Annotated in this window: 16 protein-coding genes; 8 read left to right on the top strand and 8 right to left on the bottom strand. The window is 70.4% G+C overall.

The features are described 5' to 3' along the window. Positions 1–9: 9 nt before the first annotated feature. Together V8Z80_RS09990 and V8Z80_RS09985 are read right to left on the bottom strand one after the other, a co-directional pair. Complete coding sequence (locus V8Z80_RS09990) at positions 10–990, bottom strand: Bug family tripartite tricarboxylate transporter substrate binding protein (protein WP_336061906.1); 981 nt, start codon at positions 988–990, stop codon at positions 10–12. A 56-nt stretch (positions 991–1,046) separates the two neighbouring features. Further along, the gene (locus V8Z80_RS09985) at positions 1,047–2,417 is read right to left on the bottom strand and encodes a class-II fumarase/aspartase family protein (protein WP_336061905.1); all 1,371 of its coding nucleotides are present in this window, start codon (positions 2,415–2,417) and stop codon (positions 1,047–1,049) included. Between the two features lie 121 nt (positions 2,418–2,538). On the opposite strand from V8Z80_RS09985, the gene V8Z80_RS09980 reads away from it, so the two are divergent. The 5 genes from V8Z80_RS09980 (at position 2,539) to V8Z80_RS09960 (ending at position 8,403) form a co-directional block, all read left to right on the top strand. Continuing rightward, a complete protein-coding gene (locus V8Z80_RS09980) occupies positions 2,539–3,261 on the top strand; it encodes a GntR family transcriptional regulator (RefSeq protein WP_336061904.1) in 723 nt (240 codons plus the stop codon). 201 nt (positions 3,262–3,462) lie between these two features. Further along, positions 3,463–5,037, top strand: coding sequence for a galactarate dehydratase (gene garD, locus V8Z80_RS09975; protein ID WP_336061903.1), 1,575 nt, complete (start codon positions 3,463–3,465; stop codon positions 5,035–5,037). A gap of 61 nt (positions 5,038–5,098) precedes the next feature. Continuing rightward, positions 5,099–6,148, top strand: a complete 1,050-nt coding sequence (locus tag V8Z80_RS09970; protein WP_155192227.1) for an SMP-30/gluconolactonase/LRE family protein — start codon at positions 5,099–5,101, stop codon at positions 6,146–6,148. Between the two features lie 67 nt (positions 6,149–6,215). Next, positions 6,216–7,196 (top strand): Bug family tripartite tricarboxylate transporter substrate binding protein, encoded by a 981-nt coding sequence (locus V8Z80_RS09965; RefSeq protein ID WP_336061902.1) that lies wholly within the window; start codon positions 6,216–6,218, stop codon positions 7,194–7,196. A gap of 91 nt (positions 7,197–7,287) precedes the next feature. Next, positions 7,288–8,403 carry a branched-chain amino acid aminotransferase gene (locus tag V8Z80_RS09960; RefSeq protein WP_336061901.1) on the top strand — a complete coding sequence of 372 codons (1,116 nt, stop codon included), beginning with the start codon at positions 7,288–7,290 and terminating at the stop codon, positions 8,401–8,403. Positions 8,404–8,432: 29 nt separating this feature from the next. On the opposite strand, the gene V8Z80_RS09955 is transcribed toward V8Z80_RS09960, so the two are convergent. Further along, positions 8,433–8,801 carry a Rieske 2Fe-2S domain-containing protein gene (locus tag V8Z80_RS09955; RefSeq protein ID WP_155192221.1) on the bottom strand — a complete coding sequence of 123 codons (369 nt, stop codon included), beginning with the start codon at positions 8,799–8,801 and terminating at the stop codon, positions 8,433–8,435. 128 nt (positions 8,802–8,929) lie between these two features. On the opposite strand from V8Z80_RS09955, the gene V8Z80_RS09950 reads away from it, so the two are divergent. Then, complete coding sequence (locus V8Z80_RS09950; protein WP_336061900.1) at positions 8,930–9,790, top strand: SAM-dependent methyltransferase; 861 nt, start codon at positions 8,930–8,932, stop codon at positions 9,788–9,790. A 33-nt stretch (positions 9,791–9,823) separates the two neighbouring features. Next, complete coding sequence (locus V8Z80_RS09945) at positions 9,824–10,225, top strand: hypothetical protein (RefSeq protein WP_336061931.1); 402 nt, start codon at positions 9,824–9,826, stop codon at positions 10,223–10,225. Positions 10,226–10,240: 15 nt separating this feature from the next. Here the strand turns inward: V8Z80_RS09945 and V8Z80_RS09940 are convergent, their stop codons facing one another. Further along, on the bottom strand, positions 10,241–11,806 hold the full coding sequence (locus tag V8Z80_RS09940) for an EAL domain-containing protein (protein WP_336061899.1): 1,566 nt from the start codon (positions 11,804–11,806) through the stop codon (positions 10,241–10,243). 165 nt (positions 11,807–11,971) lie between these two features. Between V8Z80_RS09940 and V8Z80_RS09935 the strand changes: the two genes are divergently transcribed. After that, entirely contained in the window at positions 11,972–13,249 is a 1,278-nt protein-coding gene (locus V8Z80_RS09935; RefSeq protein ID WP_155192218.1) for an arsenic transporter, read from the top strand. A 19-nt stretch (positions 13,250–13,268) separates the two neighbouring features. Here the strand turns inward: V8Z80_RS09935 and V8Z80_RS09930 are convergent, their stop codons facing one another. The 4 genes from V8Z80_RS09930 to V8Z80_RS09915 form a co-directional block, all read right to left on the bottom strand. Continuing rightward, the gene (locus tag V8Z80_RS09930; protein ID WP_336061897.1) at positions 13,269–14,234 is read right to left on the bottom strand and encodes a hydroxyacid dehydrogenase; all 966 of its coding nucleotides are present in this window, start codon (positions 14,232–14,234) and stop codon (positions 13,269–13,271) included. A gap of 19 nt (positions 14,235–14,253) precedes the next feature. Further along, positions 14,254–15,066, bottom strand: coding sequence for an aspartate dehydrogenase (locus V8Z80_RS09925; RefSeq protein ID WP_155192215.1), 813 nt, complete (start codon positions 15,064–15,066; stop codon positions 14,254–14,256). Between the two features lie 118 nt (positions 15,067–15,184). Next, positions 15,185–16,132, bottom strand: coding sequence for a LysR substrate-binding domain-containing protein (locus V8Z80_RS09920; protein WP_336061896.1), 948 nt, complete (start codon positions 16,130–16,132; stop codon positions 15,185–15,187). A gap of 61 nt (positions 16,133–16,193) precedes the next feature. Further along, complete coding sequence (locus tag V8Z80_RS09915) at positions 16,194–17,195, bottom strand: Bug family tripartite tricarboxylate transporter substrate binding protein (protein WP_155192211.1); 1,002 nt, start codon at positions 17,193–17,195, stop codon at positions 16,194–16,196. Positions 17,196–17,232: the final 37 nt, after the last annotated feature.

Genomic DNA, 17,232 nt, shown 5'->3' with positions numbered 1-17,232 from the left:
GCGGGCGGCCTATTGCAGCGAGATGCCGGCCTGCCTGATCACCTGCGCCCAGCGCTGTACTTCGTCGGCCGTGTGGCGCTGCAATGCGGCCGGCGCATACTCGGCCTCGGGCAGCATCTGGATCCCCTGGCCAGCCATCTGGCCGGTGAACTGCGTATCCTGCAGGGCCTTGCTCCAGGCGCGATAAAGCGTCTGCACCACGGCCTCGGGCGTGTCCTTGGGCGCGTACAGGCCGTACCAGGTCGAAACCTGGAAGCCCGGGATGGCTTGCTCGCCCAGCGGCGGCACGCCGGGGAACTGCGCCATGGGCCGCGCAGAGGTCAGGCCCAGCGCCCGCACCCGGCCGCCGCGGGTCTGCGGCAAGGCGGTGTTGGTCTGGTCGAACATGGCGTCGACCTGGTTGCCCATCAGGTCGTTCAAGGCCGGCCCCGCACCCTTGTAGGCGATGGGCGTGACCTCCATGCCGGCCTGGCTGGCGAACATGGCCGCCACCAGGTGCGAGGTCGAGCCCACGCCGGCATTGCTGAAGTTGAGCTTGCCAGGGTTCTGCCTGCCGTAGGCGATCAGCTCGGACACCGTCTGGTAGGGAGAGGACTGGCCCACCAGCAGCACCAGCGGCGTATCGGGAAAGCGGAAGACGGCCCGGAAGTCGCGTACGGGATCGTAGGGCAGCCGGGCGTACAGCGAAGGGGCGGCGGCCATGTAGCCGATGTGCCCCACCAGGAAGGTGTAGCCGTCGGGCGCGGCCTTGGCCGCCTTGGCCGCGCCGATCGTGCCGCCGGCGCCGCCCACGTTCTCGATCAGGATGGATTGCCCCAGCTCCTGCGAGACCCGGTTGGCGATGTTGCGGGCCATGGCGTCGGTGGGGCCGCCGGCCGCGAACGGCACGATCCAGGTGATGGCCCGGCTGGGATAGGCGTCCTGCGCCTGGGCGCCGCAGGCCCATGCCAGGCCGCAGGCGGCCAGCAGCGTCGTCATCCATTGCTTCATGATGTGTCTCCGTATCGTATGGTGGGTGTGGTTGGTATCGTGATCGGCGCGGCAGCTCAGGCCGCCGCGCCGGCTTGCCAGGCGCGCATGCGGTCCACCATCTGCGGCGCCGCGCCCAGGTAGTTGGCCGGGTCGCACAGGCGCTCGATGGCCTGCGCATCGAGCCGTTGCGCGACCCGCGGATCCTGCTGGAGCACCTGGGGCAGGCGCCGGCCCGTGGTCGCCGCGGCGCGGCAGGCGTCATAGACCACGTCGTGCGCGCTCTGGCGGCCGATGTGCGGCGCCAGTCCCATCATTACCGCCTCGGCCACGATCAGGCCACCGGACAGCTCCAGGTTGCGGGCCATGCGGCCGGTGTCCACTTCCAGCCCGCCCAGCATGAACTGCGCCTGGTGCAGCGCGCCGGCCGTCAGCACGAAAGCCTCGGGCACCGCGGTCCACTCCACATGCCAGGGGCCGGTGGCTCTTTCGAAGTCCTGCAGCATCGCATCGAGCGCCAGCCCCGCGTGCTGGCGCACGGTCTTGGAGGCGCTCCACATCAGCTCGCAGGAAATCGGATTGCGCTTTTGCGGCATGGTGCTGGAGGCGCCTCGGCCCTTGACGAAAGGTTCGAAGGCTTCGGCCAGCTCGTTGGTCATCATCAGCATGATGTCCAGGGCGATCTTGCCCAGCGTGCCGGCCACCAGGGCCAGGAACTGCACCGTTTCGGCCAGCCCGTCGCGCGCCACGTGCCAGGTGACCGGCGCGCTGCCCAGGCCCAGTTCGCGCATCAGCGCCGCCTGCACCGCCAGGCCTTGATCGCCCAGCGAGGCCAGCGTGCCGGCCGCCCCGCCGAATTGCCCGACCAGCACGCGCGGGCGCAGCTGGGCCAGCCGCTCGCGGTGGCGCCGCACCATCAGCAGCCAGACGGCCGCCTTGTAGCCGAAGGTGATGGGCAGGGCGTGCTGCAAGTGCGTGCGCCCGGCCATGGGCGCGTCGCGATAGCGTCCGGCCAGCTGGTCCAGCGTCCGGTCCAGCCCGGCCAGCTGCCCGTCCACCAACGCCAGGGCATCGCGCACCTGCAGCACCGTGGCCGTGTCCATGATGTCCTGGGTGGTGGCCCCCCAATGCAGGTATTCGCCCGCCGGACCGCACTGGCGCGCGAGCTGGTGCACCAGCGGCAGGATGGGATAGCCGACGATCTCGGTCTCGGCCCGCAGGGCGTCCATGTCCAGCGCGGCGGGGTCGGCGCGCCGGGCGATGTCCAGCGCGGCCTGGCGCGGGATGATGCCCAGTTCGGCCTGCACCCGGGCCAGGGCGACTTCCGTTTCGACGTAGCGTCTTAGCGTGGCCGCGTCGTCGAAGACGGCGCGCATGGCCGCCGTGCCGAACATATCCTTGAAGAGGGAGGATTCCAGTACCGAGACAGGCATAAAATGTACGCTCATAAAAAGTTGTACGTACATTTAAACAGGGCGGCCGCACGGCGTCAAAGCTGGGGATAACCCGCAGCGGGCGCGGCGGCGGGACCAGCAGATAGAATGGAGCGCCTTGCACCCGTGCCTTGCCATGTCCCTTACGCTGTACTCCCGCATCTCGGAAGAGCTTGCCCGGCGGATCGCCTCCGGCGTCTACCCGCCCGGCTCGGTGCTGCCTTCGGAAACCGCCTTGGCGCAGGAGTTCGAGGCCAGCCGCCACACCTTGCGCGCGGCCATGCGGCAGTTGCAGGACCTGGGCCTGATCGCGCGCAAGCGCGGCAGCGGCACGGTGGTGACGGGCGCGCGGCCCAGCGCCGGCTTTACCCAGTCGCTGCGTTCGCTGGAAGACCTGGTGCAGCTGGCCGAGCGCACGCCGCGCACCATCCGGCACATACAGGAAGTGGTGGTGGACATCGAGCAGGCGGGGGCCCTGGGGGTGGGGCCCGGCACCCGCTGGCTGCGCTTTTCCTCGACGCGGGGCCTGGCCGGGCAGCCGCCCATGGTATGGACCGAGCTGTACGTCGATGCGCATTACAAGGGGGTGCGCGCCCTGGCGCGGCGCCACCCCGAGCGCCTGGTCTCGGAGCTGATCGAAGCGCACTACGGCCGGCGCATCACCACGGTCGAGCAGACGATATCGGCCTGCGCCATGCCGGCGGCCATCGCGGCCGAGCTGGCCGTCGAGCCGCGGTCGCCGGGACTGCACATCCTGCGCCAGTACAAGGACTCGGCGGGCCAGATCGTGGAGGTGTCGCGTTCTTATCATCCCGCCGACCGCTATGCCTTCTCCACCACGCTGATCCGTGCCCAGTAGCCGGCCGGGGCGTGCCGCCAGGTATGTTGTCATACAAGGTGGCGGATCGCGGCTCCAGCAGCCGGGGCGGCCGTGCAGGCCTGATTTCCTAGGAATAACCCGAGTTTTACGGATTCTCCGGCAAGACCTCGGCGCATAGCTTGTATGATGACATCCGTTGCGGCCCGGGCCCATTCCGGCCGGCCGCCGAAGGATATCGTCATGCCGTCTGCCATCGCCGAAAAGCCCATACTCATCAAGGTCAACCCCAGCGACAACGTGGCCATCGTCGCCAACGAAGGCGGCCTGCCGGCCGGCACGGCCGTCGACGGCGCGCTGGTGCTGGCCGAGGCCGTGCCGCAGGGCCACAAGGTCGCCCTGGCCGACCTGGCCGCGGGCGAGCCGGTGGTGCGCTACGGGGTGGTGGTGGGCCGCGCCGCGCGGGCCTTGCCGCGCGGCAGCTGGGTCAACGAGCGCGTCACCACGCTGCCGGCGGCGCGCACGCTGCAGGACCTGCCCATGGCCACGCGGCGCGCCGAGCCGCTGCCGCCGCTCGAAGGCTATACCTTCGAGGGCTACCGCAATGCCGACGGTTCGGTGGGCACGCGCAACATCCTGGCCATCTCGACCACGGTGCAATGCGTGCAGGGCGTGGTCGAGCATGCGGTGGCGCGCATCCGCCGCGAGCTGCTGCCGCGCTATCCCAACGTGGACGACGTGGTGGGGCTGGAGCATACCTATGGCTGCGGCGTGGCCATCGACGCGCCGGGCGCGGCCATTCCCATCCGCACGCTGCGCAACATCGCGCGCAATCCCAATTTCGGCGGCACGTCCATGGTGGTGAGCCTGGGCTGCGAGAAGCTGCAGCCCGAGCGGCTGCTGGCGCCCGGGGCCATTCCCGTGCGCGCGGGGCCGGACATGCCGGCGGGGCAGGGCGTGGACACCATCGTGCTGCAGGACGAGCAGAACCTGGGCTTCGAGTCCATGATCGCGGCCATCATGCGCACGGCCGAGCGCCATTTGCGCAAGCTCGACGCGCGGCGGCGCGAAACCTGCCCGGCCAGCGAGCTGGTGGTGGGCGTGCAATGCGGCGGCAGCGACGCCTTCTCGGGCGTGACCGCCAATCCGGCGGTGGGCTTTGCCGTCGACCTGCTGGTGCGCGCCGGCGCCGCGGTGATGTTCTCCGAAAACACCGAAGTGCGCGACGGCATCGACCAGTTGACGGCCCGTGCCGCGACCCCCGAGGTGGCCCAGGCGCTGGTGCGCGAGATGGCCTGGTACGACGAATACCTGCGGCGCGGCCAGGCCGACCGCAGCGCCAATACCTCGCCGGGCAACAAGCAGGGCGGGCTGTCCAACATCGCCGAGAAGGCCATGGGCTCGATCGTCAAGTCGGGCTCGTCGCCCATCAGCGGCGTGCTGGCCCCGGGCGAGCGGCTGTCGGGCAAGGGCCTGTTCTTCGCGGCCACGCCGGCCAGCGATTTCATCTGCGGCACGCTGCAGCTGGCCGCGGGCATGACCCTGCACGTCTTTACCACCGGCCGCGGCACGCCCTACGGACTGGCGCAGGTGCCGGTCATCAAGGTGGCCACCCGCTCGGGCCTGGCGCGGCGCTGGCACGACCTGATGGACCTGGACGCCGGCCGCATCGCCACCGGGCAGGCCAGCATCGAGCAGGTGGGCTGGGAGCTGTTCCGGATGATGCTGGAGGTGGCCAGCGGCCGGCAGCGCACCTGTGCCGAGCGGCTCAAGCTGCACAACGCGCTGGCGCTGTTCAATCCCGGCCCGGTGACCTGAGGCGCGCGGGCCGGGCGCGGCACGCCGGCGACAAACTCAAGAAGCGAAGGAGACACCGTCTATGCAGAACCACCACGGCTTCGAGGCCGGCCGGCGCCGCATGCTGGGCGCCGCGCTGGCGGCCGCGCCCCTGGCCGCGGCGCAGGGGCAGGCCTTCGATTTCACGCCCCAGCAACGCTACCCGGATCCCTCGGTGCGCATCCTGGATCCGGAGTTCGCCCAGTACCGCATCTTCAGCAGCACCGTCGAGCAGCTGGCCACCGGCGGGCGCTGGCTGGAAGGGCCGGTGTACTTCGCCGACGGGCGCTACCTGCTGGTTTCGGACATTCCCAACGACCGCATCCTGCGCTGGGACGAGACCACCGGCCAGGCCAGCGTGTTCCGGCAGCCGGCCAACTTCAGCAACGGCCTGGCGCGCGACCGGCAGGGGCGGCTGCTGACCTGCGAGCATCTGACGCGCCGGGTCACGCGCACCGAATACGACGGCAGCATCACCGTGCTGGCCGACCGCTACGAAGGCAAGCCCTTGAATTCCCCCAACGACATCGTCTGCCGCAGCGACGGGTCCATCTGGTTCACCGATCCGCCTTTCGGCATCGCGGGGCACTGGGAGGGCGAGAAGGCGCAGGCCCAGCTGCCGCACGCGGTCTATCGCATCGACCCGCGCAGCGGCGCGCTGCAGATGATGCTGGACGAGCTGGCCGGCACCAACGGACTGTGCTTTTCGCCGGACGAGCGCACCCTGTACGTCGTGGAGGGGCGGCGCCAGCCTTCCCGGGCGGTATGGGCCTATACGGTCGGCCAGGACGGCGCGCTCTCGGACAAGCGCCTGCACATCGACGCCCAGGGGCCCGGGGCGCTGGACGGCATCAAGTGCGACGAGGCCGGCAACCTGTGGTGCGGCTGGGGCAGCAGCGGCGCGCCGCAGGCCGATCCCGCGGAGCTGGACGGCGTCATGGTGTTTAACCCGGCCGGCAAGCCCATCGGCCATATCCGCCTGCCCGAGCGCTGCGCCAACCTGTGCTTTGGCGGCGCCAAGCGCAACCGCCTGTTCATGGCCGCCAGCCACTCGCTGTACGCGCTGTACGTCGAAACCCGAGGCGCCGCCTGACGCGGACGGCGCCCTGCCCGGGGCGGCGCGCCGCGCCTGCCCGACCTTTTCATCCAAAGGAGACGCAATGACACTGAACAGAAGAGCATTCATGGGCGCCGCCGCGGCGCTGGGCCTGTCGCACTGGGCCCCCGCCTGGGCCCGGCAGGACAGGCAATGGCCGACGCGGCCGGTGACGATCATCGTGCCGTATCCGCCGGGCGGCTCCTCGGACATCATCGCGCGGCTGGTCTCGCAGCATCTGGGCGAGGCGCTCAAGCAGACCGTGGTGGTGGAGAACAAGCCCGGCGCCAACGGCAACCTGGGCGCTGGCCTGGTGGTGCAGTCGGCCAAGGAAGGCCATACGCTGCTGCTGTGCGACGTGGGCGCGCTGGCCATCAGCCCCTCGGTCTATACCAAGCTGACCTTCGATCCTTCCACGGACCTGCGCGCGGTCAGCATGCTGGCGTATTCGCCTCACGTGCTGGCGGTGCACCCGGACGTGCCGGCCAATACCGTGGGCGAGCTGGTCGAGCTGTCCAAGAAGGAGCGCGTCAACTTCGCCGTCACCGCCATCGGCAGCGCGCCGCACCTGGCCGCCGTGGCCGTGCAGGAGGCCACCGGCGCCAAATGGGACTACGTGCCGTACAAGGGCGGCGCGCAGGCGCTGGCCGATACCATCGGCGGGCAGACCCACGCCATCATGAACGGCCTGCTGGCCACGCTGCCGCATATCCGCAGCGGCAAGCTGCGCGCCATCGCGATCTCCAAGCGCGAGCGCATGGACCTGGTCAAGGATATTCCCACCATTTCCGAGCAGGGCGTGCAGGGCTTCGAATCGGGCACCTGGCAGGGGGTGATGGCCCCGGCGAGCATGCCCCAGGAGACCGCCGAGCGGCTGGCCGGCATCCTGGCCGACATCGTCAAGCGGCCCGACATCAGCAAGCAGCTGGGCGACCAGGGCGCCGAGATCGTCACCTATCCGCCCGACGAGCTGTCGCGTTTTTTCAATAGCGAGCGCGAGCGCTGGGCCAAGGTGGTGCAAACCGCCGGCGTGCGGCTGGATTGACGCCGGGGCGGGCCCGGTTGCAAGGATCGGGTAGACTGCTGCGATGGCCGGCGCGGGCATGCGCCGGCAACCACGACTTCTCGACCACGCCATGAGTACCCTGACAGAAAAGGTTCAAGCCTCCTCCTTGCAGTTTCGCGCCACCCGCTCCACGGCCGCCCGCGTGGCGGCCGAGCGCGAGGCCATCCTGGCCGACCCGGGCTTCGGCAAGCATTTCACCGACCATATGGTTTCGATCGACTGGACGCTCGAGCGCGGCTGGCACGATGCGCAGCTCAAGCCCTACGGCCCGCTGTCGCTCGATCCCGCGGCCTCGGTGCTGCACTACGCGCAGGAGATCTTCGAGGGCCTGAAGGCCTACCGCCACCAGGACGGCTCGATCTGGACCTTCCGGCCGCAGGCCAATGCCGAGCGCCTGCAGCGCTCGGCCCGGCGCCTGGCGCTGCCCGAGCTGCCCACCGACATCTTCATCGAATCCATCAGGCAGCTGGTGCAGGCCGACGCCGACTGGGTGCCTTCGGCGCCCGAGACCAGCCTGTACCTGCGTCCCTTCATGATCGCCAACGAGAGCTTCCTGGGCGTGCGTTCGGCCCAGCGGGCGGCGTACTACGTGATCGCCAGCCCCGCCGGCCCTTATTTCGCCAAGGGCGTGGCGCCGGTCTCGATCTGGCTGTCCACCGAGTACGCCCGCGCGGGCAAGGGCGGCACGGGCGCGGCCAAGTGCGGCGGCAACTACGCCGCCTCGCTGCTGCCCCAGAGGCAAGCCTACGACAATGGCTGCGCCCAGGTGCTGTTCCTCGATACCCAGGAGAACAAATACCTGGAAGAGCTGGGCGGCATGAACGTGTTCCTGGTGTGCAAGGACGGCACCCTGCTCACGCCCGAACTGTCGGGCAGCATCCTGGAAGGCGTGACGCGCTCGAGCATCATCCAGCTGGCGCGCGACCGCGGCCACCGCGTCCAGGAACGCAAGGTCAGCGCCCAGGAATGGCGCGACGGCTTTGCGTCGGGCGAGATCGTCGAGGCCTTTGCCTGCGGCACGGCGGCGGTCATCACGCCCATCGCGGCGCTCAAGGGTCCGGGCTTCGTGGCCGGCGACGAAAACGCCCCGGCCGGCGAGCTGACCATGTCGCTGCGCAAGGAGCTGACCGACATCCAGTACGGCCGGGTGGCCGACCGCCACGGCTGGCTTACCCGGCTGGCCTGAGCGCGGCGGGCCGGCCCGGGCCTGCCCGCTCAGGCGGGAAACACCCTGGGACCCGGAATCCAGTACACCTGTCCATCCCGCTCCTGCACCTGCAGGGCGTGCAGGCGGCTGCCCTTGGGCGCGCCGCCCAGGCACAAGCCGGTATCCGGATGGAAGGTGGCGCCGTGGCGCGCACACATGAGCAGCTGGCCGTCGCGCGTAAAAAGCCTGCCCTCCCAATCCATCTCGCTGGCCACGTGGGTGCAGCGGTTGAGGTAGCCGTACGCCCGGCCTTTGTAGCGCACGAAGAATACGGTGGCCGCGCGGCCGGACTCCGTGGCCGGCAGCTTGACGGCCAGGCCGCCATCGACCAGGTCGGCGGCGGCGCACACGGCGATGGGATCGGTGGGCAGGGACATGGCAGGAAGGGAAAAAAGCCTGGCGGGCCGGCCCGGCTTGTTCTTTGCCTTGGCCGGTGTTAGAAAGCCTCAGGGCGCGGCCGGCCGGGACCGGCTGCGCGTATCCCGTCATCCTACAGGAGCATGCCATGCAGTCCTTGCCGGTCCGCCGTATTCCCCGCCTTTCGCCTTTTGCCGCCGTGCGCCGCCTGTGCCTGCATGCGGGGCTGGCGGGCGCGCTGGCCTGCGCCGCGGCCCCGTCGCTGGCCGCACAGCAAGGGCAGGCGCAGGATTACCAGCCCGAGGTGGGCCAGCCCGGCAAGGACGTGATCTGGGTGCCCACGCCCGACGTGCTGGTCGAGAAGATGCTGGACATGGCCAAGGTCTCGCCGCAGGACCGGCTCATGGACCTGGGCTCGGGCGACGGCCGCACCGTCATCGCCGCCGCCCGGCGCGGCCTGACGGCCAAGGGCATCGAATACAACGCCGACATGGTGGCGCTGGCGCGCCGGCGCGCCGAGCAGGCCCAGGTGGCCGACCGGGCCACCTTCGAGCAGGCCGACCTGTTCGAGACCGACCTGAGCCAGGCCGACGTGATCACCATGTACCTGCTGCCCACCATCAACGAGAAGCTGGCGCCCAAGCTGCTGGACCTGGCGCCGGGCACGCGCATCGTCTCGCACGCCTTCGGCATCGGCGACTGGGAGCCCGACCAGACCGAGCGGGTCAACGATGACTGTCCCGGCTATTGCACGGCCTTTCTGTGGGTGGTGCCGGCCAAGGTGCAGGGGCGCTGGTCGATGCAGGGCCAGCCCCTGGTGCTGGAGCAGCGCTACCAATTGCTGACCGGCACGCTGGACGGCAAGCTCCTGGCCCAGGGGCGGCTGGCCGGCGACCAGATTTCCTTCGAGGTCGACGGCGTGCGCTATGGCGGCACCGTGCGCGGCGACCGCATCGAAGGCACCGTGCCGGCCGACGGCAGCCGGCCCTGGACGGCGCAACGGCAATAAAAAGGCCGCCCAATTGCTATCATGACGGGCATTATGAATGCGCCGTTTCCCATCCGCACGGGATGCCCGCCCGGGGCCTGCGTCTGCGACCGCGAGCGCCTGCTCGAGGATCCGCAAGGCGACTGGCGGGTCCTGCGCCTGACCCGCGAAGAGGAAAAGCGCCTGGTCCAGCGGCTGGAAAACCTCTCCAGCCTGCAAGACCTGCAACGCATGCGCGAGCGCATGCATGCGCAGCTGGGCATCTCGCTGCACATCACGCCCAGTCCCAACGAGGTGCGCACCGTGCGCGGCATCGCCATCCTGGTGCAAGAGCGCCCCGGCCTGTGCCGCAAGACACGCCAGGCCATTCCGGCCGCGATACGGCGCAGCATGGAAAGCCGTCCCGAAATCGCCTGGGCCCTGCTCGACTCCTACGACCTCTTGGGCGGGGCCTGAGCGCGGCGCGCCGGCTCATAGCGGCTGCTCGCCCGCGGTGCGCAGCCAGTGCTCCAGCCGGTCGGCCGGCATGGGCTGCGCATACAGGTATCCCTGGATGTACACCACGCCGCGCGCCAGCAGGTAGTCCAGCTGCAGGCGCGTTTCCACCCCTTCGGCCACCGTGCCCAGGGCCAGCTTGTGCGCCAGGCTGATGATGGTGTCCAGCACCGGCGTCTCGCCGTCCAGGCTCTCGATGGCCTGCACGAAGCCGCGGTCGATCTTCAGGTAGTCCAGCGGGAAGGTCTGCAGGTAGCTCATGCCGCAGTGCCCCGTGCCGAAATCGTCGATGGCCAGGCGCACGCCGCGCGTGCGCAGCTTGTGCAGCCCTTCGAGCACGTCCGGCCCGTTGCTGATCAGGCCGCGCTCGGTCAGCTCCAGCGTGATGCATGGCGAGTGCGCCTGCAGGCGCGCGCACAGCGCCTGCACGTCGGCCACGAAATCCGGGGCCTGCAGGTGCTCGGCCGCCACGTTCAGGTTCAGGTGAAAGCCCGGCGCGATGCGCCAGCCGCAGACGTCCTGCGCGACCCGGTCGAATAGGTGGCGCGTCAGCTCCACGATCACGCCTTCGGATTCGGCCGCCGCGATGAAAACGTCCGGGCGCATCCAGCTGCCGTCCTGGCGCTGCCAGCGCAGCAGCGCTTCGACGCCGTTGCAGCGGCGCCGCCGCGAATCGTAGATGGGCTGGTAATGCACCGTGAACTCGCCATTGGCGATGCCGCGGCGGATTTCGTCCCGGAACGACAGCTTGCGCTGCTGCCAGCGGTAGGCCGCCACGCTCAGGCAAAGCGACAGGATCACCGACATGGGCAGCAGGGCGGAGAAGGCCTGCCACCATTGGGCCGTGGCGGCCGCGACGGGCGATATCACGCTGACCGTGACCGGGTATCGCGCCGAGGCGAGGTCCACCCGCGAGGGCGAGAACAGGAAATGGCCGGGCGGGATCGGGCTGCCGGCCTCGATCATCACTCCTTGGCCCACGCGCAGCGCGATCCGGTAGGCGCGCGACTCGCCGATGGCGCGCATGAAGTCGCCCAGGTATTGGGCATCGACGATGGCATAGGCGCCCGGCCCGTCGGGCTGGATGTCGGCGAAGATCACGGCCGGCCGGTCGCGCACGCCCGGCGTGCCGGCCACCGACAGGCTCCAGCGGCCTTGCGGGGCCTGCGGCGAGGAGATTTCCAGCACTTCGGCTAGCGAGGCGGTCTGCATGCCGAAGGTGGACGAGCAGTAGGCCTGGGCGCCCCGGGTCAGGCCGATGGAGCGAAAGTAGCCCGACAGCGAGGCCTGGCGCTGCAGCTGGGCCTCGGCGTGTTCGCACTCCTGGTTGGCGTAGCGCCGCAGCGTCCCGACCGTGCGCCAGGCGTGGTCGGCCACGGCTTCGGCATGCCGAAGCACGATCTGGGCGGTTTCCTCGGCCTGGCGGCGCACGGCGCGGTCGGCGGCATAGAAGGTCGAGGCCAGGCCCAGCAGCAGCGGCAAGGCTGCCGCCAGCAGCACCGCCCAGCGCGTGCGCATCTTGCTCGGGGAGGGATTGGCCATGGTGCCGCCTGCGGCTGTTCTTCTGCCTGGATTGTCCGACAAGCCGCGCATCGCGTCTACGGAGCGGGCCGGCCGGGCAATCCCTGCTTGCACGTGGCCGGCCGGCGCCCGGGCGGCGAAAATGCGGCGTAGACTGGCGGGCTTGGATCCTGCCGCCAAATCGTGATGCTTGCCGCCTTCCTGTTCGCCGCCACCCTCGTCCTGGTCATCTGGCAACCGCGCGGCCTGGGCATAGGCTGGAGCGCCGCCGGCGGCGCGCTGCTGGCGCTGCTGCTGGGCGTGGTGCACCTTTCCGACATTCCCGCGGTCTGGAGCATCGTCTGGAACGCGACGGCCGCCTTCATTGCCATCATCGTCATCAGCCTGCTGCTGGACGAGGCGGGGTTCTTCGAGTGGGCCGCGCTGCACGTGGCGCGCTGGGGCGCCGGCCGCGGCCGGCTGCTCTATGTCCTGGTGGTGCTGCTCGGGGCGGTGGTGTCGGCCCTGTTCGCCAACGACGGCGCGGCCCTGATCCTTACCCCCATCGTCATGGCGATGCTGGCGGCGCTGGGCTTCGGGCCCGCGGCCACGCTGGCTTTCGTCATGGCGGCCGGCTTCGTGGCCGATACCGCCAGCCTGCCGCTGGTCGTGTCCAACCTGGTCAACATCGTGTCGGCCGACTTCTTCGGCATCGGCTTTGCCCGCTACGCCTGGGTCATGGCGCCGGTCACGCTGGCCTCGGTGCTGGCCAGCCTGGCGATGCTGCTGGCGGTCTTTGGCCGCGCGGTGCCGGCGCGCTACGACCCGGCCCTGGTCCGAGCGCCCGCGCAGGCCATCCGCGACCGGCGCACTTTCCTGGCCGGCTGGTGGGTGCTGGCGCTGCTGCTGGCGGGCCTGTTCCTGCTCGAGCCGCTGGGCGTGCCGGTCAGCGCCGTGGCCGGCGCAGCCGCCGCCGTGCTGCTGGCCGTGGCGCGCAGCGGCGGGCTGATCGACACGGGCAAGGTGCTGCGCGGGGCGCCCTGGCATATCGTGGTTTTTTCGCTGGGCATGTACCTGGTGGTGTATGGCTTGCGCAACGCGGGCCTGGCCGATCTGCTGGCCGGCCTGCTCGATGCGCTGGCAAGCCAGGGGCTGTGGGCGGCGACCTTCGGCACCGGCCTGCTGGCGGCCGCGCTGTCCTCGGTGATGAACAACCTGCCGGCGGTGTTGGTGGGCGCGCTGTCCATCGACGCCGCGCAGGCGCAGGGCACGGTGCGCGAGGCGATGATCTACGCCAACGTGATCGGCAGCGACCTGGGCCCGAAGATCACGCCCATCGGCAGCCTGGCCACGCTGCTGTGGCTGCACGTGCTGCAGCGCAAGGGCGTGGCCATAGGCTGGGGCTACTATTTCCGCGTTGGCGTGGTGCTGACGCTGCCGGTGCTGTGCGCCGCGCTGGCGGCGCTGGCCTGGCGCCTGTCCTGACGGGCCTGCGGCGTATCGGCTAGCTTGCCGCCGGCGGCCAGCATTGCGGGTTGCGCAGGTTTTCCGGCCGGCGTCCGTCCAGCACGTCGATGATGCCTTGCGCGCATTGCAGCGCGGTCTCGCGCAGGGCTTCGACGGTGGAGCCGGCCAGGTGGGGCGTGAGCACCACGTTGGGCAGGCCCGCCAGGGCGTGGTCCTGCGGCAAGGGCTCCTGCTCGAACACGTCCAGGCCCGCCCCGGCCAGCCGGCCTTGCTGCAGCGCCTGCACCAGCGCCGGCTCGTCGATCAGCCCGCCGCGCGAGGTATTGATGACCAGGGCATGCGGACGCAGCCAGGCCAGCGAGCGGGCGTCCAGCGTATGGCGCGTATCCGGCCGCAGCGGACGGTGCAGGCTGACCACGTCGGCCTGCTCCAGCAGTTCCTGCAGGGTGGCGGCGCGCTGGGCGCCGTCGATGGGGCCGGGCGGCGCGCTGGGCGACCAGACGCGCACGCGCATGCCCAGGCCGCCGGCGGCCATGCGGGCCAGCCAGCGGCCGGTGTGGCCGTAGCCGACGATGCCCAGCGTCTTGCCCCATAGCGAATACAGGTCGTGGCGATACTTGAAGCCCCAGTCGCCCTGGCGCGTGGCGAGGTCGGCCGCCGCCGCCTTGCGCGCGGTGGCCAGCATCAGCATCAGCGCATGCTCGGCGACCGCCTGCACGTTGGCCTGGGGCGTGTAGACCACGGGTATGCCGCGCGCCGTGGCGTGGGCCACGTCCACCGCATCGGTGCCGGTGCCGTGGTTGGCGATCACCTTCAGCTGCGGGGCGCGGTCCATGACCCAGGCCGGCAGGGCATCGCGGATCAGCACCGCGTCGGCCTGGCCGATCTCGGCGGCCAGGGTGTCCAGGTCGGGCGCGCTGGCGGTGCGCACCTGCAAGCCCGCGGCCTGCAAGGCGGCGACGCCGGCTTCGTGGATGGGTTGTGCGATCAGGCAGAAAGGCATGCGCGACGGTCCCTCCCGCTCAGGTGCCGATGCGCAGCGGCGCGGCCATCTTGCGCAGGGCGGCCACGGCCGACAGCGCGGTGATGCGGCCGGTCTTGGGGTTCTCGCTGGGCACGTTCTGGATCTCCATGCTCAGCTTGGCCTCCTCCGAGTCCACCTCGATGCGGTGGATGTTGCGCGAGATGGTGGGGTCGGCCCAGATTTCCAGGATGGTGCGGTCCGGCCCGACGCCGGCCAGCGACAGCGATACCGCCACGTTCAGGTTGGCCGGAAAGCCGGTGGCCGCTTCGCGGGCGGTGCCCGTATAGATCCGTGTAGGCGTCTTGATGGCGTCCAGGTCGATGCCGTTCTTGACCACGTAGGGCGCGCCGGCAAAGCCGATGGGCGGCTTGCGGCTGACCATGCGCACTTCGTTGATGGTGCCTTCGGCCGCGGCCGTGACCGCGTCCAGCCCCAGCAGCGCGCCGGTGGCCACCACGATCTGGCCGCCATGCGCGCGCGCGACTTCGACCAGGTCCTCGTTCATGAGCAGGGCGCCGGAACTGAGCACCATGAGCTTCTTGCCGGCCTTGAGCACCGGCGTGGCGATGCGCGGCAGCAGCGCGGCCGGCGCGCATTCGACCACCACGTCGCAATGCTCGGCCAGATGGTCGATGTCGGTATAGACGGGCGGCGTGGCAAAGGCATGGGCCGCACGCGCCTTTTCGGCGTCGCGCACGCCCAGCGCGGCCAGGCGCAGGCCCGGGATGCCGGCGTCCAGCCTGCGGGCGATGGCCTTGCCGATGGCGCCGAAGCCGGCGATGCCCACGCGTACTTCTTGTGCTGCTTGCATGAAAACTCCTGTAGGCCGGATGGCCGCATCGAGGGCTAAAGCCTACGCAAGCCGGCGCATCCTGACAAAAGAATAATTTTGGCCGCGCGCATTAGCGCCGGTAATGGCTGGGCCATGCTCAGACGCAATCGTCCAGCCGGTATTGCCGGCGGGTCTGCCCGGCCTGCTCGATCAGCCACTGGCGCACCGACTGCACGGCCGGCGAGGTGTCCTGCGATTCGTGCGTGAGCACGTAGTATTCGCCCGAGCTGCGCACGGCCGGCGTCCAGGCGGCGGTCAGGTCGGGCGACTGCTCGCGGGCATAGTGGTAGATCAGCTCGGGCACCACCGCGATGCCGCGCCCTTCCTGCGCCGCCTGCAGCGAAATGAACAGGTGGCCGAACTCCAGGTCCTGCGCGCGCGGCTGGAAGCTCAGCGCATGCGCCTGGAACCAGTCCTGCCAGGCCCGCTGCCGGCTGACCGTATGGATCAGCGGATGGGCCAGCAGGTCGGCCGGCGAGGCGATGGCCGCGCCTTGCGCCAGCAGCTGGCGCGAGGCGACCGGCACCAGCGCATCGGGAAACAGGGCGTCGGCCACCAGGCCGTCCCAGCGTTCGGTCATGACCAGGTCGATGCGCGGGCGGTCGCGCCGGTAGGCGCGGCCGGGCAGCTTGCCCACGCGGATCGCCACGTCGATGCCGCCGCCGTGCAGGTCGGCCGCCTCGATGGACGTGGTCAGGCGCAGGTCGATGTTGGGCCGGCTTGCCGTGAAGGCGGCCAGCCGGGGCATCAGCCAGAAGGTGGCCAGCGAGGGCATGGCGCTGAGCGTGACCGTCTCGCGCGCGCCGCGCGCCACGATGCGCGCGGTGGTGCGCTCCAGGTCGTCCAGCGCGCGCTGCGCCGAGGCGAAGAACTGCCTGCCTTCGTCCGACAGTTCGAGCCGGCGCGCATGGCGCTCGAACAGGCGCACGCCCAGGTAGTCTTCCAGGTTGCGCACCTGCTGGCTGACCGCCCCTTGCGTGAGCGAGAGCTCTTGCGCGGCCAGGGTGAAGGAGCCCAGCCGCGCGGTGGCTTCGAAAGGACGCAAGGTGCTAAGCGGTGGCAGGCGTCGGCGCATCGGGGGCAGTATCACGGGGCATGCCCCGATTCTACTGCTGGGGGATGCCGGCTTCCTTGATGACCTTGCCCCACAGCGCGTATTCGTCGCGCATGTACCGGGCCATCTCCTGCGAGGGCAGCGGCATGGGATCCACGCCGCGCTCGTTCAGCGCCTTGACGATGGCCGGGTCGGCCAGGACCTGCATCAGCTTGCCGCTGAGCATCTGCAGGTTGGCCGCGTCCATGCCGGCCGGGGCCATCAGCACGAACCAGGTGCTGGCCAGGTATTCGGGCACGCCGGCCTCGGCGAAGGTGGGCACGTCCGGCGCCAGGGGCGAGCGCTCCTTCTGCGAGATGGCCAGCGGATGCACCTTGCCCCCGCGTATCTGGGGCAGGGCGGTGGCCACCGGCTCCATCATCAGGTCGATCTGCCCGCCCACCAGGTCGGTCATGGCCGGTGCGCCGCCGCGGTAGGGCACGTGCATCATCGACAGGCCGCGCTCCAGGTTGTATTGCGCCATCTGCATGTGCTGCGAGGTGCCGGTGCCGGCCGAGCCGTAGGTCAGCTGGCCGGGCTGGGCCTGGGCGGCGGCATGCACGGCCTTCAGGTCGGGATAGCGGTCTTTCTTGCCGGTAACCAGGATGCTGGCCACCGAGGCGATGCCGCCCACCGGCACGAGATCCTTGAGCGGGTCGTAGCCGGCGCTGGCGTTCATCTGCGGCACCACCGCCATGGTGCTGGCCGCGCCCAGCAGCAGGGTGTAGCCGTCGGGGGCCGAGCGCGCGGCCACGCTGCTGCCGATCATGCCGCTGGCGCCGGGGCGGTTCTCGACCACGATGCTGGCGCCCAGGGCCTCGCCCAGCTTCTGCAGCACGGGGCGGGCGATGGTGTCGTTGATGCCGCCGGCCGGAAACGGCACCACCACGGTGATGGGACGCTCGGGATAGGCGGCGCGGGCGGCCGTGCCGGCCAGGGCGGACACGGCCAGGGCGGCCAGGGCGCAGGCGCGCAGGAACGGTGCCGCGCGGCGCGCGGAGCGAGAGCGGTGCATGGAACTTCCCCTTTTGATATGTTTGCGCGCCGGGACG

Origin of the sequence: Orrella sp. JC864, assembly GCF_037026685.1 — a bacterium.
In the GTDB taxonomy this organism is placed as follows: Bacteria; Pseudomonadota; Gammaproteobacteria; order Burkholderiales; family Burkholderiaceae_B; genus Orrella.
The sequence above is the reverse complement of the archived record's forward strand: the minus strand, read 5'-3'. Positions and strand labels throughout refer to the sequence as shown.

Excerpts from the sequence above, each read along its gene's own strand:
- V8Z80_RS09970 (WP_155192227.1), top strand. The coding sequence starts at position 5,099 with ATGCAGAACCACCACGGCTTCGAGGCCGGCCGGCGCCGCATGCTGGGC.
- V8Z80_RS09940 (WP_336061899.1), bottom strand. The coding sequence starts at position 11,806 with ATGGCCAATCCCTCCCCGAGCAAGATGCGCACGCGCTGGGCGGTGCTG.
- V8Z80_RS09935 (WP_155192218.1), top strand. The coding sequence starts at position 11,972 with ATGCTTGCCGCCTTCCTGTTCGCCGCCACCCTCGTCCTGGTCATCTGG.
- garD (WP_336061903.1), top strand. The coding sequence starts at position 3,463 with ATGCCGTCTGCCATCGCCGAAAAGCCCATACTCATCAAGGTCAACCCC.
- V8Z80_RS09985 (WP_336061905.1), bottom strand. The coding sequence starts at position 2,417 with ATGAGCGTACATTTTATGCCTGTCTCGGTACTGGAATCCTCCCTCTTC.
- V8Z80_RS09950 (WP_336061900.1), top strand. The coding sequence starts at position 8,930 with ATGCAGTCCTTGCCGGTCCGCCGTATTCCCCGCCTTTCGCCTTTTGCC.
- V8Z80_RS09930 (WP_336061897.1), bottom strand. The coding sequence starts at position 14,234 with ATGCCTTTCTGCCTGATCGCACAACCCATCCACGAAGCCGGCGTCGCC.
- V8Z80_RS09980 (WP_336061904.1), top strand. The coding sequence starts at position 2,539 with ATGTCCCTTACGCTGTACTCCCGCATCTCGGAAGAGCTTGCCCGGCGG.
- V8Z80_RS09915 (WP_155192211.1), bottom strand. The coding sequence starts at position 17,195 with ATGCACCGCTCTCGCTCCGCGCGCCGCGCGGCACCGTTCCTGCGCGCC.
- V8Z80_RS09945 (WP_336061931.1), top strand. The coding sequence starts at position 9,824 with ATGAATGCGCCGTTTCCCATCCGCACGGGATGCCCGCCCGGGGCCTGC.
- V8Z80_RS09925 (WP_155192215.1), bottom strand. The coding sequence starts at position 15,066 with ATGCAAGCAGCACAAGAAGTACGCGTGGGCATCGCCGGCTTCGGCGCC.
- V8Z80_RS09955 (WP_155192221.1), bottom strand. The coding sequence starts at position 8,801 with ATGTCCCTGCCCACCGATCCCATCGCCGTGTGCGCCGCCGCCGACCTG.
- V8Z80_RS09960 (WP_336061901.1), top strand. The coding sequence starts at position 7,288 with ATGAGTACCCTGACAGAAAAGGTTCAAGCCTCCTCCTTGCAGTTTCGC.
- V8Z80_RS09965 (WP_336061902.1), top strand. The coding sequence starts at position 6,216 with ATGACACTGAACAGAAGAGCATTCATGGGCGCCGCCGCGGCGCTGGGC.
- V8Z80_RS09990 (WP_336061906.1), bottom strand. The coding sequence starts at position 990 with ATGAAGCAATGGATGACGACGCTGCTGGCCGCCTGCGGCCTGGCATGG.